This is a genomic window from Legionella qingyii (genome assembly GCF_003990155.1).
Taxonomy (GTDB): domain Bacteria; phylum Pseudomonadota; class Gammaproteobacteria; order Legionellales; family Legionellaceae; genus Legionella; species Legionella qingyii.
On the sequence record NZ_RZGX01000009.1, the window covers coordinates 127313 to 144613 of the forward strand.

Sequence of the window (17301 nt, forward strand, 5' to 3'; positions counted from 1 at the left end):
GCTTTTAGTTTTATGGGGATAAATGGTGAGGCATAGCCCGCGCAAGCGTTTTGGCCAGAATTTTTTACAAAATCGACATATTATTGATGGCATTGTACGCGCCATTAATCCACACGCAGACGATAATATGCTGGAAATTGGGCCTGGCCTGGGCGCTTTAACTGAGCCATTGTTACGTCATTTAAATCATTTGACAGCAGTTGAGATTGATACCGATTTACAAAAATATCTCGCAGCGTTGCCTATTGCACAAGGTAAATTGCATTTGATTGCTGCCGATGCGTTAACTCTTGATTATAGCCAATTTGGTTCTCGATTACGTGTGGTAGGTAATTTACCTTATAATATCTCCACACCGTTACTTATTCATTTATTGCAGTACGTGTCATATATCGAAGACATGCATTTTATGTTGCAAAAAGAAGTAGTAGAGCGAATGGCGGCACAACCGGGTAGCAAAGCTTATGGACGATTAACGGTAATGTTGCAATATCATTGTGCTGTAGAGCATTTGTTTGATGTTCCTCCTGAGTCTTTTGAGCCACAACCTAAAGTAGACTCAGCGGTAGTTCGTCTTGTGCCCCATGGCGTTTCTCCCTTTGAAAAAGTTTCTGTTACGCAGTTAGAGCGTTTGGTGGCTAGTGCATTTTCCATGCGTCGCAAAACGTTGAATAACAACTTAAAAGGAATCCTAACGGCTGAGCAATTAAGCACTTTGGGTGTTGATGGAAGTAAAAGACCAGAACAGATTTCTGTTACGGAATATGTTCAACTAGCGAAATTTATTTCTAATTAGTGTAAAATTAATCATCATGGATATAAATTTTCCAACTTGGAGTTATTAAATTATTATGGAGATGGCTTTGTTTCATCGTCAACGTCAGCGTAAAGGTTCTCTGTCCTCACAAGGTAAATCTTTTAAAGATTTAACTCGTATCGTCAATACGAACCTCCTCTTGTCGGAAGACAAGAGACAGACATTATTGAAAAGGATGCGAATGTTATCTGGTTTGGAAACAGCACGATATGATAGTTTATGTGGCATTCTTATCGATAATTTAGTTCATTATTGTCAAAATTTGCCCGAGACAGCGAACAGTTATTACTCGCAGCAAGGTGGTTTGATCGATTATGCTCTGAACCGTACAGAAGCGGCATTGAGTCTTTTTCAGGAATTCATGGTGCAGGAGCAGCCTGAATTATTATCCGAAGAACAAAAGCTTTGGCAATATGCTCTTTTTTCAGCAGCTCTTCTTCAAGGTATAGGCAAGTTATTTGTTGATTACCGCGTTAGTTTTTATGATGCGAACGGCCAGTTTTTAAAAGAATGGAATCCTTTGCTTGAAAGTATGACCAGTATAGGGATTTATTACTTTTACGAGTTTCAAAAAGAACCTGAAATCGAATTTCGACGCCGTCTGAATTTATTGTTGGCAAGAGCAATAATGCCAGGGAGTGGCTTTGCCTGGCTCGCTTCTAATCCTGAAGTTCTCGCAGTATGGCTTGCATTATTGAATGAGGATGAACGCTCTGCTGGCACCTTGGGGGCCATATTAATTCGAGCGGAAGCAATAGCGATTCAGCGTTATTTACTTGAATTTATGACACGAGGTATTGCCGCAACTGCTGGTGGCGGGCGTTATCGTACCGGTACTTTTTCTGATGGCCAGCCAGAAACTTTGTTAGAAAAGGAACAGGCAGTTGGCATGGAATTTATTCAATGGATGATTAAGGCTTTAGACGCAGGCCGGATTATGATCAATAAAGCCCCATTATTCATGGTACCTGGAGGTATGTTGATGTGTGCGGAAATGTTTCAATTATTCGTACGCGAACATCCGGAGTATAAAAATTGGCAAGCGGCACAAAATGGGTTTTTATCTTTGGGTTTACATAATCGTGCAGCTGATGGTGGAGTATTAAGTCGATTTGAGACTAAAAATCAAATGGAGACTGGAGTTGTATTTTCCAAGTATGCACTCGCTCTGCCTGAATCAGTAAAAGTGGTTAATCCAAATACAGGAAAAGTAGAGTCCATGTCTGCAACCGAATTGATTCATAAAGCACAATTTAGCAGTCAGTTTATCCAGCAACAAAATATTGGTTTAACAAACTCGTTGCAAAAACTGGATGCCGCTGGAAAATGGCATGCGATTGAAAACGTAGGAAGTGCATTAAGGCCAGGAGCAAAAAACAGTGCCTGATTATGCAATTGGTGATGTGCAGGGTTGTTACGAGCCGTTACAACGACTGTTGGAATTAATCGATTTTGATGAAAAAACGGATCGTTTATGGTTCGTTGGCGATTTGGTGAATCGTGGACCTGATTCTTTAGCGGTATTGCGTTTTGTCAGTTCCTTACCGGTTACGCCAAGAGTGACTTTAGGCAATCATGATTTACATCTCTTAGCCTCATTATTTGGTGATAAGCCGTGGAAAGGTCATGATGACACATTACACGAAGTAATGCAGGCGGGCGATGGTGAAGATCTAGGTCATTGGTTGAGAAAGCAATCTATTTTGTATTACTCACCAGAACTTAATGTGGTGATGTGTCATGCTGGAATTTGTCCTTTATGGGATCTGTCACACGCAATCCGATTCGCTAAAGAGCTTGAAGAAGTGCTTGCAGGTGATAGTTACCGCGATTTTTTATCGCATTTATATGGTAATCAGCCGGATATATGGTCTGATGATTTAAAAGGGATAGACAGACTTCGGGTAATTACTAACTATTATACACGCATGCGTTTTTGTGATGCACAAGGAAAACTCGAGTTGAGTTATAAAGGCACTATTGCTCAAGCGCCTGCAAATCTTTATCCTTGGTACGAAGTACCTCATCGTAAAGAAATTGATGTGGATATTGTTTTTGGGCATTGGGCTGCTTTAATGGGGAAATGTTCTCATCCTAAAATTCATGCAATAGATACTGGATGTTTGTGGGGTGGCCAATTAACTGCATTGCGCTTGCAGGATATGCAACGATTTGCAGTGTGGAACAAAAAATGATGTTACTAAAAAAACTTAACTCCATATGTTCATTCTACATCCCATGGCTAGTTTCGGGGAGCCTGAACGATATTCCATACGACGTCCCGCGGCTTGTCCGCGAGATCCAGGAATCTTACAACGAATTTAGATCCCGTGTACAAGTCGCAGGACGCAGGCAAAGAAGGGCAGTTATGTTGTTTTCACTCTGTTGGCTTTTTGGAGCTAATGCCTGGTCACTCCCTACAGCAGAAGATGTAAACGTAAAACAAGCAGAAGAACGCTTACAAAAAGCGATAGAGAATCCAGAGTTTATGCTGCACAACTGGATAGAGTTGCCAACATCTCCTGCATCTCGGAATAAAACCATCCATCAGTTGAGCTTAAGAGAAGCAATTTTATTGGCTTTGCGATATAACCCCAATATTCAAAATGCTGAATTGGATCGCATTGTACAGCGTTATCAATTGCGTTTGGCACACAATCAGTTTGAATTGCAATACGCTTTGGGTGCTTCTGGAGTAATTCAAAAAAGTAAGTTTAATGGTGTGGGTAGCGATACAACACGTACGCTCTTAGGTAGTCCTGAATTTAATTTGAAGACAAAGCTAGGCACAGAAGCTAATTTATCGATAAATAATAACGTCAACGAAAATAACAATTACAATCCTGTGTTGAATTTTTCTTTGACCCAGCCTTTATTGCGTGGTTTTGGAAAAGCAGTGAATGAAGCGGCTCTTTTAGATGCTGAGGACAATGAATGGCTGAACAAATTGAACTTGCAGCAATCTGTTGCGGATCAAGTCACCCAAGTGATTGTGGCTTATCGGATGCTTATTTTAAGTGGGAATAATTTACAGAATCAGCGTTTGCAATTAAAAGAGGCAAAAAAATCGTATGAAATTAATGAGAAAAAAATAAAGGCAGGTCAATTAGAACCGACGGGTAATATCCAGCAATCGTACCAAATTGAATCTTTAAGTTTGATGGTAGAGCAGGCAGAAAATGATTTTTTAACTTCCGCTCAGGATCTCTTGCAGACTATTGGCCTAGATCCGGAAATGCATATATCTGTTCCTAGTGATGTCGCGCTAGATAAGCTTGCCGTTCCTGATTTGCAACAATCTATCGAACAAGCATTGAGTCATAATACCGTGTATTTAGCACAAAAGATGACATTACGTGCTGATGAGCGAGCTTATAAAGTGGCTAAGAATCAGCAATTATGGCAGTTGGATGTGTCGGGTAATATACAAAGTGGGGTTGTAAATGATGTGAGTGGTGTGAATGGGGGATTTAATGGCATTTATAATGGAAATAACATAACGGAGGCCGCCCGTGTGACATTAACGGTCCCTTTGCATGACATCAGCCGCCGCAGTCAATTAATTAATGCTAAAGTCCGCTTGGAAAAAGACCGATTAAACTTACTTGCTACAAAACGCGCATTAATAACCAATGTAACCAATACCATTAATAACATAAGAAGTTTAGCAAAACGTTATCAGTTAGCTCTAAAGCAAGTGAAACTAGCGGAGCAATCTTATGCATTGGAGAAGAAAAAACAACAAGCGGGTATATCCAGTGCGTTGGATGTAAATAACACTCAAAATCAACTGATTCAAGCTCAATCTGGATTAATCAATGCAAAAATTGCCTATCTAAATCAGATATCAAACCTGCAAAGAATTTTGGGAACAACGCTGAATCATTGGCAAATTAAATTAAGGTATGGTGGATGAATAGGTATTTAAACACGTCAAAAATCATCATTTTATTAATAATCGGGTTTCTTTTGTCTTCATGCGGTCATCATGAGAAGCAAAAAAAAGTGGCGTTACATCAGTATAAAGTTGAAGAACAGACTTTGCATAAAACGCTGCATTTTACTGGAACAGTGCAACCTTTACATGAAAATACCATAGCCAGTCCAATGGAGGCGGTGGTCGAAACAATGAATTTTCATTATGGACAATTGATCAAAAAAGGCGATGTGATTTTAACTTTAAACTCAACCGAGTTGCAGAGACAGTTTAATGATACCCTAACAGAATACTTAAAAGCCAAAGACAGTTACACCATAGCTAAAGCCAAATTTGTTGGTACTCAGGATTTATGGGACGCGGGTTTATTGTCCAAAAATAATTATATGAGCGAGAAATCAAATGTGGATACGGGGCGGGTTACTTTAATGCAATCCACGCGTAAACTGACGGAAATGTTGGAAAAACTTGATGAAAATAGCCCTAAAAATTTATCTGCATTAAGTTTGGCTGATTTCGATAAGATAAAAAAAATTTTAGCCTCAAATCATAATGTGATTCGTTTAAAATCACCGCGAGATGGAATCCTGCTATACCCACCTAAAGCAGGTGAGGATAAGAGTGTGCGTGTTACCGTGGGCTCGACAGTTAAGTCAGGACAAGTCATTGGCTTGATCGGTGATTTATCCGGAATCAGTATTGAAATTGACGTCCCAGAAATCGATATAACCCAAATCCAAACGGGAATGGATGCCATAGTGAGTGGAGTTGCCTTTGGTAAATATCAATTAAAAGGACAATTGGTCGCTGTGAATGCACAAGCATCAAATAATAATGGGTTACCCTTTTTTACCGCAGTTGTAGAAGTTAAGAAATTAACCCCTCAAGAGCAACAATGGATCAAAGTAGGTATGAGTGCATCCATCGAATTAAGTGTGGATAATGGTAAGCAGCTCATTATCCCCATTGCTGCGATAAAGCGAGAAAAAGGGCAAAGTATAGTTAGCATACAAACCAAGTCAGGTGCTTTAGAGAAACGAGTAATTACAACAGGGGCGGCACAGGCAGACTCAGTGGTTGTCGAGACCGGTTTAAAAGCTGGTGACGTGGTGGTTTATGAGTGATCTTGTTATTAATTCCAGTAAAAGTAATGCCTCATCTCATGATGTGTCAGAGGATTCAAATATTCTTGAGCGGTTATTAAGCCCCACAATGACATCGAACCTTAGTCATGCGAAAAAGACTCAGCAACCGCTTATGATGCTTACGGATATTGTAAAGACTTATCATCTCGAAGGAATTAGCACCACAATATTAAAAGAAGTATCCCTGACGGTTTATGAGGGCGATTTACTTGCGATTGTCGGCGCTTCTGGTTCAGGTAAATCTACTTTGATGAATATTCTGGGACTCCTGGATAAAGCAGATAAAGGAACTTATCTATTGAAAAATCGTAATGTTGCCGCTTTGACAGATGATGAAGCAGCTGAATTACGCAATCAAAATATTGGCTTTGTTTTTCAGCAATTCAATTTATTACCAAGATTTAGTGCCATGCAAAATGTGGCTTTGCCGTTAATTTATCGCAGTGTAGGGGCTGCTGAAATTAAGGAAAGGGTGTTTGCTGCCCTTGAACGAGTAGGAATGCATCAATATGCACAGCATCGGCCCACCCAATTATCCGGGGGGCAACAGCAACGTGTTGCCATTGCTCGTGCATTGGTAACCGAGCCACAAGTAATTTTGGCTGATGAACCAACAGGTGCGCTTGATTCACGTACCGGTAATGAAGTAATGAATTTATTTTTAAGTTTACACGCGCAAGGGCGCAGCATCATTATGATTACCCATGATGAACAGATCGCTGCATTGTGTCAGCGAAAAATTACTCTTGTGGATGGTGTTGTCATGGCGGAGACTGGCGCATGAATTTTTCCGGACATTGCCAGCAAGCTTTAGTGAATTTGACTGCCGCCAAGTTACGTTCGTTTTTGGCAGTTTTGGGCATTTTAGTGGGAACTGCCGCGGTTGTTGCTTTAATTAGCTGTGGTCAGTTGGCTACAGAAAAAGCATTAGCTCAATTTAAGGCCTTAGGTACGGATTTATTAGCAATAGCCGTTTATCCCAAAACCACAGATAAATCTTCCGGCAGTATGGAATCAATCTCTGCTGCGCAATGGGAGCAGATGTCTGAGCGTATACCTTATATTATCGACATGGCACCCTATAGCACTGCATATCAACCCTTAAGTTTCCAAGGAAAATTAATGCAAGGAGCAGTCATTGGGGCCAATGAACATTTGCTAAAAATTGTTCATATCAAATTAGCCGCGGGACATTTTGTTTCTTTTGTTGAATCGTATGAGCACTACTGCGTCATAGGTGCAGGTTTAGCACGGCAAATCAAAGAGATCAGTTTTGATGATCCCATAGGAAAGCAATTACGAATAGGCCAATCTTTGTACACAATCATTGGTGTGGCTAAACCCTGGAAGGAAAATGGGTTTTTCAATGAAGACATCAATCAGGCTGCGATTGTTCCATTGGCTGGTATTGGTCTGATTAGCAAAGAAGCCAAGGTAAATAATGTGGTTCTGGAGTTGAAACCCGATAGTCCCATAGATGAGGTAATTGAGGAAATAAAGCAAATTGTTGGTTCAATCGCTCCCAAATTAAGTGTTTTTACACGTAGCGCAAAGCAAATTATTGCCAGCATGGAAAATCAGGGGCAGATTTTTACTTTATTACTGGCTGTAATCGGAGGAATTTCGCTGTTGGTAGGTGGAATTGGGGTGATGAATGTGATGTTGGTTTCTGTAAGTGAGCGGAGAAAGGAAATTGGTATTCGTAAAGCGGTTGGAGCCAAAAATAGTGAAATTCAAGCTTTATTTTTAGTCGAATCAGTCATGCTTTCTTTGGTAGGAGGCGTACTTGGGGTTATTTTAGGATTAATCTGTACCCGTATTTTGGCTTATTTTAGTGATTGGAATTTTTCAATCTATCTTTTGCCGCCTGTCGCAGGCTTTTTGGTATCAGCTGCCACTGGGATTTTCTTTGGTTTTTATCCTGCGCGGCGTGCTGCAAAATTGGAACCTGTAGTATCTTTGCGTAGTGAGTAATATGTAAGCGTTCACGCCCTATTCATTGAACGACTCGGCCGTATTTGACTCATCTTGCGCTCAAATCCCCCAGAGATTCAAGCATGCTCCTTGAACGGTAACAATAATGTGTAGCAATGTAGCTCGAGTTTCGTTTCGCAGCACCCAGGCTAAACGTTAGATGTCCAAAATTTAGTCTCTATTGCGCTGAATTTATAAGTACTTTATGATGAAAAAAAATCTTTTCATCTAAACGGATTTATGTATGGTAAAAAAATCTTTAGGAGTAATAGTCCTCACGGCAAGTATAGTTTCTTTGGCTTTTGCTGATACACCTCAGCCACAACTTGCTCCTGCAACTACCTCAGTGCCTTCAAGTTATATGCCAGTGGTGATTCACGAAACGTTTCAAAGTATTTTGCAACGCATGAGCAGTGAAAAGCAGGCAATTAATGAGCGGCAACACGAACTGTTAAAGAAGCGTTATGATTTAAGCAATAACCCTTCTAAAACGGCAAAAATGTCCAATGGAAAACCCATACAAGAAGGTGTTCGTGTGAAACTTCCTGCGGGGGTGACCTGGGAGCAATTGGCCAAAATGAGTCCTGAGGATGTTAAGAAACAAGGCCTTTTTCCACAGGGCTTCTTGCCGTTACCTCATCCCAATCATCCAGAAGGTGGAATGTTATTTCCTAAATTTGCTATTGATGAAATTAAAAAACAAGAAGACAGGGATTTGACCCGTTTTGATTTGGATTTTGATATTCCAGATCATTTTTTACCTCCTTATCCTGCTCCTATTTATTTGACTACCCGGCCTGATCTCGGGGACATTTCTCAAGGTAAATTGGTTACCATCGAGAATTATTATGAATTGTTCAATGGTTTATTGAATCCAAAACAGCTGGAAGGGTTACGCCTGTTAGTTACCCCATTTCCGCAACAACAATTTAACCAAACTGAAGATCGACGTACTGTAAAACCCAGTCGGGGAGTCGCTTGCTTTGATTGTCATGCGAACGGGCATACTAATAAAGCAACGCATTTGGTTGGCGATATAAGACCCCAAGAGTTTCGTCATCGCATCAATACTCCAACATTACGAGGCTTAAATATCCAAAGGTTATTTGGATCTCAGCGTGCATTAAAATCAGTCGAGGACTTTACTGAGTTTGAACAAAGAGCAGCTTATTTTGATGGGGATCCTGTAATTGCAACTAAAAAGGGCGTCAATATTTTGGAACGTGGTAGCCAAGTTCATTTCATGGCTGAATTCCAAGAAATTTTGGATTTCCCTCCCGCTCCCAAATTGACTTGGGAAGGAACGCTAGATCCTGCCAAGGCAAGTCCAGCAGAGCTACGCGGACAGGAATTATTTTTTGGCAAAGGAAAATGCTCTAGTTGTCATACTCCTCCTTACTATACTGACAACACCATGCATAATTTACAGACCGAGCGATTCTATCAGCCACAAATGATTAACGGTATGAAAGCAGTTGGTGATGGACCTATAAAAACATTTCCTTTGAGAGGAATTAAAGATTCTCCACCCTATTTACATGATGGTCGTTTGTTAACTTTGGCAGATACGGTAGAATTTTTTAACCTGGTATTGCAATTACAGTTAACGCACGAAGAAAAGGCTGATTTGACAGCATTTATGGAAGCGCTTTAATACTCACTGTATAATTCTTTACATTGGTAGCCTGGACAAAGGCCAGAGGAGCCGCTACAACTTAGATTTTTTGCATTCCCGCCAAGGCGGGAACCTATTTCTAATCAAGTTCAACGCGTGCAAGAAAAAATTTCTGCCTTTGCGGGAATGACAATAATTCATGCGTCAATGGTGGTGAGGTACAGTGGCAACTTGGGTTTTCAGTCTTTTGCTGTTCGACCAGGCTGCTTGTTTATATGATAAATGGTCTATCTTAAATATTGGGATGGCAATTAAGTAACAAAAAATCAGGGGGAAAGGCTATGAAAAAATGGGGACTTGCGATAATCGCATACGTTCTGGTACATCATGTTGCCTTCGCACAACAGAATTGGAATGATTGGGTCGCTGGTGTTCGAGAGGAAGCTTTGCAACAAGGAATTTCGCCAGAAGTTTTTGATAAGGCGTTTGCAGGTATCCATGAGCCAAGCCATCAAATTAAGGGTTTTTTACGCTCCCAACCAGAACATCGACTCACGTTCATTAAATACCGTAACACACGCGTTGATAATTACAGAATTGCTATAGGGCGTAAAGAATTTAAAAAGAACCAAGAGGTCTTGGAGGCTGTGGCCAAAAAATATGGGGTAAATCCCTGCTTTATCGTTTCATTTTGGGGAATGGAAACCAGTTACGGTACTTATATGGGTAATTTCCCTGTAGTGAAAGCTTTAGCCACCTTAGCGTATGATTCCAATCGTAAAGAGTTTTTCCGTAAAGAATTATTCATTGCTTTGCATATATTGGATGAGGGACATGTAGATTTAGCTGATTTCAAAGGTGAGTGGGCAGGTGCCTCAGGTCAGCCCCAATTTTTACCTTCAAGCTGGGTGAAATATGCTGTTGATTATGATGGTGATGGACGAAAAGATATCTGGAGAAGCAAACCGGATGTCTTTGCTTCAATTGCAAATTACATGAAGCAAAATGGGTGGCAAACAGGTGAGCCTTGGGCTATCCAGGTCAAGCTACCTCGTAAATTCGATATGGCTATGGAAGGCAAAAACATCGTGAAGCCTGTGAGTGAATGGAATGCGCTGGGTGTGCGTACAGAAAATGGTGAGCCATTGCCTTATCAGAATCTGCAAGGCAGTATTGTTCAACCATTAGGCGGCCCTACCTTCTTAACCTTCCCTAACTATAAGATGATTTTGCACTATAATAATTCAATATATTATGCAGGAGCTATAGGTTATTTAGCGGATAAAATTTGCCAAGGGCAACAAAGGTAGCAGTATGGACGATTATCTTGATAAAACAGCCAGTTTAACCCCTTTAGCCAAAAGGATAATCTGTGATAAAGCCACAGAGTATCCTCACACCGGAGCATATAATTTTGTCATGACCAATGGCACTTATTTATGCAAACGTTGTGGTTTAGCCTTATTTCGCGGCTCAAGTCAATTCAGTTCCGGGTGTGGCTGGCCAAGTTTTGATGATAATATTGTTCATGCAGTAAAACAGATCCCTGACCGTGATGGGCAACGAATGGAAATCCTTTGTGCGCGCTGCGATGCTCATTTGGGGCATGTCTTTACCGGAGAGTACTTTACCCAAAAGAATTTACGCCATTGTGTGAATTCCGCCTCAATTGATTTTGTTGCAGACAGTCAGGTATTGGATACCGAAGAAGCGATAATGGCTGGCGGATGTTTTTGGGGCGTAGATCATTTTTTAAAACAAATACCCGGTGTGCTGCGTGTTGAAGTAGGCTATACAGGCGGTGTTACTTTAGAACCAAGTTATGACCAAGTCTGTCAGAGCAATACTGGGCATTATGAGGCAGTACGTGTTATTTATGATAAAACCAAGACCGATTATCATCATGTATTAAAGCGTTTTTTTGAAATCCATGATCCTACCCAGAAATCGGGACAAGGCCCTGATATAGGCCAGCAGTACCAAAGTGCCATATTTTATTATGATCAGGAGCAATTAGCTGAAGCAGAAACTTTAATCCAAATGTTGCAAAAAAGAGGCTATAACATTGTGACTCGCCTTTTTCCAGTACAAATATTTTGGCCGGCAGAAGAATACCATCAGGATTATTATGCCAAACATCATAAAGCACCTTATTGTCATCAACCAGTAAATCGTTTTGGTTAGGATCTTGGGGTGTGAGGGGTACGAATATGGAATTTACTTTTCGAATTGCTAAGAAAAAAGATAAAGAAGAAATTTTTGGCTTAGTCAAGAAACTCGCTGAATATGAAAAAAAGAAACCGGAAGAGATTCATTTAACCCTGGACAAAATTGAAGCACATGCTTTTGGCCGAAATAAATATTTTTATGTTTTATTAGCTGAATATAAGAAAAATCCAGCGGGTTTTGCTTTATATTTTTTTTCTTATTCCGTCCCAGCAGGAGCACCTGTTCTTTATGTTGAGGAGCTTTTTGTTGATGAGCTTTATCGTAATTATGGCCTGGGTACGTCATTGTTATCTAACCTTGCACAGTTGGCACTTGAGAAGGAATGTTGTCGCATGGAGGGGCATGCATTTACCTGGAATAAAAAAGCCATTGAATTCTACGAATTTATCGGGGCTCATCCACGTACGGATTTGTTGCAATTTCGCTTATCGGGCGAGCAATTGCAGAAATTAGCCGCACAAACTTAGTTCAGTTTTTCAGGACTGTACCTAAGAAAGCAAATCGCATCGCTTTTATAGCCCATACGAAGATATAGCTTGCTGCCATTAAATTAATGATTTTTTACCATTTCTCGAAGACAGGAAGTACTATCAGCACTATGCACACTAAAAGTGGATCTCCGCCTTCGCGGAGATGACACAGGTCTTTCATCGGGTGGTTATTTTCTGTTTAATCCATTTTTATGATGACGCCAATCAGGACATGTGAACGTTCATCCAAGGTATCGTAAATCAAAGTTCTAAGGAAAATCTGAGTTGGCTTAGCAAGGCCATCTCTTGAATAGCACTCTTAGATAATGACCGTTTATTAATAGGTTAATGTGGATGGCTGATGTTTCAAGGCGTCGCTATTTGATTTTCCTTGTTGTTTAAATACATCATGCTGCAAAGGCTGGCTAATGTCTCCTGTTAGAGTCCCTTGGGAACCTGGCATGAGTTGCATCATGGGATTATATGAAGCAGCGGTATTATTCCATTTACCTAATTCTTTTTGAAACGCAGAAAAATTAGCATCAGTACCATTTCCTTTGATCGCAAAAACAATATTTTTGAAAAAGTATTTATATTTTTCCTGGTTTAAGATTTCATGATATAAACTTGCTACTTTATCAGGGGGATTGCAAAAAGCACCGCAGCCGAAGGCGCCTAATATGATATTTTGTTGGTTGTTTTCAATAAGCGTATCCAGCTGGGCATGTATTTTTTTCCTCATACTTTCCTCATTAAACGGACGTGGAAAAAAAGGAATAGGAATTCCAAAAATTCTGCGGCGTAAATCATCTGCAGCAACACGCAATTCATAAAAAGGAAAAATTTTTTCTTGATCTTTTTGGGGATCAAGAAGCGTACTATTACTATCTCGAATCAATATAAGGGGTGTTAAGTTAAAATAAACCCTGCCTTTTTCGGCATTAATTAAAGAAGACATGCGAGCCGAATAATGGCGGGAATCTTGTAAATCTTCTTCTTTAATTGTAAAAGACCAATTTGTTCTTCGAGCGATATCCTCTTCCTGGCTTCCTTTCCGGTATTGAAAAACACCTCCTACATCATAAGCATTTGCAAAATTAACAACGGTTTGAATTTCACCTGTTTTTTTTGTCTGAATACGTGCTTCGGTTAAAGAATCATTTGAGGACACAAAAATTTTGCAAGCTGAATGGCCACGGTTGAAGGATTTTTTCCAAGCATGGAGATTTTTTTTCGCAGTTTCCTCGTAACGAGAGCGGTGTTGTTCATAATTTTGAACAACTTCTGCTAACTGAGTTCGATAGATTTTATCTTTGCCTTGAAGAAAAAAACTCATTATTTTTACATGGAGGGGTAAATCTTCTTCTTTAATATAACGTTGCCACATCTTCGTGCTTCTATAAGTTAAGTTGTTTGCCTTTTAACACATATATTTGATGAGATCAAATGTATGCCTACAATCCAGTTAGGCAACTTTCATCCCGTCACACCAGACAATTGTTGCTAAATCGATGATAACAAATTCGTCTTCGATTGGTATGTTCGGGAGATCACTCATCACCATCATCTGGTTGACCACTTTAAAAAAATCAGTAATTAGCGACAAATTCATCTCGGGCATGCGTGAAATAAAAAAGGGTGTGCGGTCGCAAGTAGAATCCTCGCGTGTGAGAATCTGCTTGGCTAATTTATAGGAAGTAATCACGAAGAACTTACCGGGTTTCCACCAAAACAACGCACCCATTTCTCGTAGATGATTGCTGAAGTAGTCGTTTGCTTTAACTGCATTAAAGTATAGGGTTTCATAATATTTGGATCCTTTTTTGTATGGAAACAGTCAAAGCTTAAAAGTTGAATTATACTTAAACAATATGAGCTTTTGGTCAAAATAACTATATTTTTAGAGGATATGTATTATGGCTCAATCAAAAGATGAGGAAGAAGATATTCCATTAGTTCCCCCGCAACAAACCGTGCAAAGTACAACTCGAATGGACAATTTACCAGAAGATGAAGAAGAGCTGGAGAGCAAAAAGAAGAGCGTTCGTATTCAAAGCGAACAGGCTGAAGCGCTCCTGGCGGCCTATAAAGAACATTGTGGGGCGAAATGGCTTAAAGATCATCCGCCCGAGAAAGATGAGAACGGTCGATTGACTTTATCTTTTAAATCAGAAGAAGACATGGCATCGTTTTTTGAAAAGCAGGCAAAATCAGGGCAAAGTTTTATTATGATCGATGCAGAAACCAATAAAGTGATTGCCTATTCAAATGGTGACGGGAAGCTCTATCAAACAAGCAAAGATGGCCCCAAAGAATATACAGGAGGTCCTTTGGCACCCAACAAAGAAGCGATGAAAGACCTTCCAGATTTCGATGGGTTTACAATGCCTGCAAAAGGTGAGCCCCAAGAGGAAATGGGGGCTAGGCTTCAACAATAAGGCTTAAGGCAACGGTTCTTTCTTATAATGCTCGTCGGCTTCTTTTGCTTTGCGCTGATTTTCTTGTAATTGCAGCGAATTAAGTTGTTGTTGCCAGAGCATAGCGGCCTGTGTTTTAAGCTGGTTAAACTTTCTTACCAATAATCCTAAATGAGCCGCCAGCATAGGGAGTTTTTTGGGACCAAATACAATGAGGGCAACAATAAAAATGACCAGAAGTTCACCGCTGCTCATGAGGGTTTGTTATCCTCTTTGGAGGGCTCGTTTGCTTGATTATCATTTAAGGCATTGCGGAAATTTCTAATCGCTTCGCCCAGATCTGTGCCTATGGTTTTTAATTTGGAAGTACCAAAAAGAGCAATAATAATGACTAGAATTAACAATAAAGAAAGAGGGCTGATTCCACTTAGTCCCATGTTTAGTTCCTCGTGTTATGGTTAATAAGCACAAATAGCCCCGTCAAAATAGCTCCCGTAAGGGCAAGAGGGGTGAGCTGTTTGTGATGGATAAGATGCAAATAGTCGAGCAGGCTGACTAAAAGAAAAGAAAGTCCCGCCCCGATTGCAATACTGTTCCAATGGACTGCTGGTTTTTCATTTTCAGGCTGAGCATTAGCACGTTCTTTATTTATTATTAATTCTTCTTTTTTAAGCTCTAGAAAATCAAAGAGCAGTTTTGGCATATGCGGCAATTGTTCCGCAAGAAAAGGCAGATTTCGTTTTAATTGGGTGAAAAAAGCTTTAGGGCCTATTTGATCTTTGACCCATTTTTCAAGAAAAGGTTTGGCAGTAGCCCATAAGTCCAGGTCTGGATAGAGTTGGCGTCCTAAGCCTTCTACAGCAAGCAGAGTTTTTTGCAATAAAATCAGTTGTGGTTGTACCTCCATATGAAAACGGCGAGCAACTTGAAAAAGGCGCAATACCACTTGTGCAAAGGAGATGTCTTTTAAAGGTCTTTCAAAAATAGGCTCACATACAGTACGAATAGCACTTTCAAATTCATCAACGCGGGTATTACGTGCAACCCAACCGGATTCAACATGCAGCTCGGCTACCCGCCGGTAATCCCGATTAAAAAAGGCCAAGAGATTTTCTGCTAAATAACGTTTGTCATTATCATTTAAAGTACCCATAATGCCAAAGTCAATGCAGATATATTGTGGGTCCTTGGGATTATTATAAGAAACAAAAATATTTCCTGGATGCATGTCTGCATGAAAAAAACAATCACGAAATACTTGGGTAAAGAAAATTTCTACCCCGCGCTCAGCCAGTTTCTTTATATCAACCCCATGTGCTTGCAGGCTTTTGAGATCGGACACCGGGATGCCATGAATTCGTTCGAGCACCATCACATTGGAGCGTGAGTAATCCCAATATATCTCTGGAATATACAAGATAGGAGAATGCTCAAAATTACGTCTTAATTGAGCCGCGTTAGCTGCTTCTCTTAATAGATCGAGCTCATCAAGTAAGGTATGTTCAAATTCTGTTACAATTTCTTTTGGTTTTAAACGTCTAATCTCCGGCCAATAGCGATCAGCCCATTTTGCAATAGTATGCATAATGCTCAAGTCTTGCTCAATGATGCGGCGCATGTTGGGTCTAAGCACTTTGACAATCACTTCTTCGCCCGTTTTCAAAGTCGCAGCATGCACTTGCGCCATAGAGGCCGATGCCAAGGGAATGGAATCAAATTCAGCAAAAACTTCATATGGAGACAAGCCATAGGCTTTTTCAATAATAGCCATTGCCTTCTCGCTAGGGAATGGCGGGACTTTATCTTGTAATTTGCTGAGTTCAATCGCTATATCCATAGGCAGAATATCAGGGCGAGTAGAAAGTGCTTGACCGAATTTAATAAAAATAGGCCCTAATTCTTCCAATGACTTACGAAGTGCCTCGCCATGCGATATCGGCTCCTTACGAAACCAATTCCATGGATTTAAATAGACAATGAAGCGTAACGGGGCAAATAATCTCAATGACACGACTACATTGTCTAGCCCGTTTTTGGCAAGAATATAATTAATATGAATAAGACGAATGAGCTTTTTAATTGGTTTCATAGCGGCTTATTAGTTGATTAACATGAGCTTGCAAACGTTCAACGCTCAAAGATAACTCGTCGACCGCAACAAAAAAATCTTCTAATTCGTATTTTGTCGGCATGACTCGTAATTCTTCTTGCAGATATTCCGATACATTTTGCTGCAAGGATTCATTCAATTTCTTTTTGAATGCCATTCCTTTGCGTACAAAAGAACCAATTTGATGGGCAACTACATCACCAGTAAAATGGGCCAGATGCCCCTCCCAATCAATATCCATTTCGTCAAACAGTTTTTTTACTTGTTGTCCTAATTCAGTATCCCCGGTCATGCGAATTTTATCATTAAACAAAGAGCGGGCCTTGGATGCTGGTAATAAACTTAAGCGGATTAAGCCTAAAGGGTTACTGTGAATTACCGTATCTGCTTCTCTGTCGTAGCAATCCAGTAAGATAATTTCTCCATCTTTAAAATGAATGAAAAAATTAACGTTCAATGGGCTTATAATTATTTCAATGGTTTTATTATCAAGCGCTTTCAGCCTGGCTGGCATCAGTTCATCCAGTTTGGCAGCTTTGTTAATGGCAATTTGAAGGGCCTTTAAGGAGTATTTTTTTAACATAATG

General features: G+C 40.1%; 17 protein-coding genes. 12 read left to right on the plus strand and 5 right to left on the minus strand.

From position 1 onward, the window contains the following. The first annotated feature begins 25 nt into the window (after positions 1-25). From rsmA to ELY20_RS08340, 11 genes are all read left to right on the plus strand, one after another. Positions 26-796 carry a 16S rRNA (adenine(1518)-N(6)/adenine(1519)-N(6))-dimethyltransferase RsmA gene (rsmA, locus tag ELY20_RS08290; protein WP_110142294.1) on the plus strand — a complete coding sequence of 257 codons (771 nt, stop codon included), beginning with the start codon at positions 26-28 and terminating at the stop codon, positions 794-796. A gap of 55 nt (positions 797-851) precedes the next feature. After that, on the plus strand, positions 852-2204 hold the full coding sequence (locus ELY20_RS08295; RefSeq protein WP_110142247.1) for a conjugal transfer nickase/helicase domain-containing protein: 1353 nt from the start codon (positions 852-854) through the stop codon (positions 2202-2204). Then, positions 2197-3012 carry a symmetrical bis(5'-nucleosyl)-tetraphosphatase gene (locus tag ELY20_RS08300; protein ID WP_110142246.1) on the plus strand — a complete coding sequence of 272 codons (816 nt, stop codon included), beginning with the start codon at positions 2197-2199 and terminating at the stop codon, positions 3010-3012. The genes ELY20_RS08295 and ELY20_RS08300 overlap by 8 nt, the downstream gene beginning before the upstream one ends. Positions 3013-3185: 173 nt before the next feature. Beyond that, complete coding sequence (locus ELY20_RS08305) at positions 3186-4733, plus strand: TolC family protein (RefSeq protein WP_233590528.1); 1548 nt, start codon at positions 3186-3188, stop codon at positions 4731-4733. After that, complete coding sequence (locus tag ELY20_RS08310; RefSeq protein ID WP_110142244.1) at positions 4730-5878, plus strand: efflux RND transporter periplasmic adaptor subunit; 1149 nt, start codon at positions 4730-4732, stop codon at positions 5876-5878. The genes ELY20_RS08305 and ELY20_RS08310 overlap by 4 nt, the downstream gene beginning before the upstream one ends. A gap of 133 nt (positions 5879-6011) precedes the next feature. Further along, positions 6012-6683, plus strand: coding sequence for an ABC transporter ATP-binding protein (locus ELY20_RS08315; protein ID WP_110142293.1), 672 nt, complete (start codon positions 6012-6014; stop codon positions 6681-6683). Further along, positions 6680-7873, plus strand: coding sequence for an ABC transporter permease (locus ELY20_RS08320; RefSeq protein WP_110142243.1), 1194 nt, complete (start codon positions 6680-6682; stop codon positions 7871-7873). The genes ELY20_RS08315 and ELY20_RS08320 overlap by 4 nt, the downstream gene beginning before the upstream one ends. Before the next feature lie 244 nt (positions 7874-8117). After that, positions 8118-9527: a cytochrome B6 gene (locus ELY20_RS08325; RefSeq protein WP_110142242.1), complete on the plus strand. Its 1410-nt coding sequence runs from the start codon at positions 8118-8120 to the stop codon at positions 9525-9527. 302 nt (positions 9528-9829) lie between these two features. Beyond that, entirely contained in the window at positions 9830-10798 is a 969-nt protein-coding gene (locus ELY20_RS08330) for a lytic murein transglycosylase (protein ID WP_110142241.1), read from the plus strand. A 4-nt stretch (positions 10799-10802) separates the two neighbouring features. Further along, positions 10803-11672, plus strand: a complete 870-nt coding sequence (locus tag ELY20_RS08335) for a bifunctional methionine sulfoxide reductase B/A protein (RefSeq protein ID WP_110142240.1) — start codon at positions 10803-10805, stop codon at positions 11670-11672. Positions 11673-11698: 26 nt separating this feature from the next. Further along, positions 11699-12184, plus strand: a complete 486-nt coding sequence (locus ELY20_RS08340; protein ID WP_110142239.1) for a GNAT family N-acetyltransferase — start codon at positions 11699-11701, stop codon at positions 12182-12184. Positions 12185-12524: 340 nt separating this feature from the next. Here ELY20_RS08340 and ELY20_RS08345 read toward each other — a convergent pair whose 3' ends face one another. Further along, on the minus strand, positions 12525-13574 hold the full coding sequence (locus tag ELY20_RS08345) for a poly(ADP-ribose) glycohydrolase domain-containing protein (RefSeq protein ID WP_110142238.1): 1050 nt from the start codon (positions 13572-13574) through the stop codon (positions 12525-12527). 529 nt (positions 13575-14103) lie between these two features. Here ELY20_RS08345 and ELY20_RS08355 point away from each other — a divergent pair. After that, positions 14104-14625, plus strand: a complete 522-nt coding sequence (locus ELY20_RS08355; RefSeq protein WP_199742189.1) for a hypothetical protein — start codon at positions 14104-14106, stop codon at positions 14623-14625. A gap of 3 nt (positions 14626-14628) precedes the next feature. Here ELY20_RS08355 and ELY20_RS08360 read toward each other — a convergent pair whose 3' ends face one another. The 4 genes from ELY20_RS08360 to ELY20_RS08375 are packed head-to-tail and all read right to left on the minus strand — an operon-like array spanning position 14629 to position 17297. Next, positions 14629-14859: a Sec-independent protein translocase subunit TatA/TatB gene (locus tag ELY20_RS08360; protein WP_110142237.1), complete on the minus strand. Its 231-nt coding sequence runs from the start codon at positions 14857-14859 to the stop codon at positions 14629-14631. Beyond that, positions 14856-15041 carry a twin-arginine translocase TatA/TatE family subunit gene (gene tatA, locus ELY20_RS08365; RefSeq protein ID WP_110142236.1) on the minus strand — a complete coding sequence of 62 codons (186 nt, stop codon included), beginning with the start codon at positions 15039-15041 and terminating at the stop codon, positions 14856-14858. Before tatA ends, ELY20_RS08360 begins: the two co-directional genes overlap by 4 nt. Positions 15042-15043: 2 nt before the next feature. Further along, the gene (gene ubiB / locus ELY20_RS08370; RefSeq protein WP_110142235.1) at positions 15044-16693 is read right to left on the minus strand and encodes a ubiquinone biosynthesis regulatory protein kinase UbiB; all 1650 of its coding nucleotides are present in this window, start codon (positions 16691-16693) and stop codon (positions 15044-15046) included. Further along, positions 16680-17297, minus strand: a complete 618-nt coding sequence (locus tag ELY20_RS08375) for a ubiquinone biosynthesis accessory factor UbiJ (protein ID WP_110142234.1) — start codon at positions 17295-17297, stop codon at positions 16680-16682. Before ELY20_RS08375 ends, ubiB begins: the two co-directional genes overlap by 14 nt. Between the last annotated feature and the right edge of the window lie 4 nt (positions 17298-17301).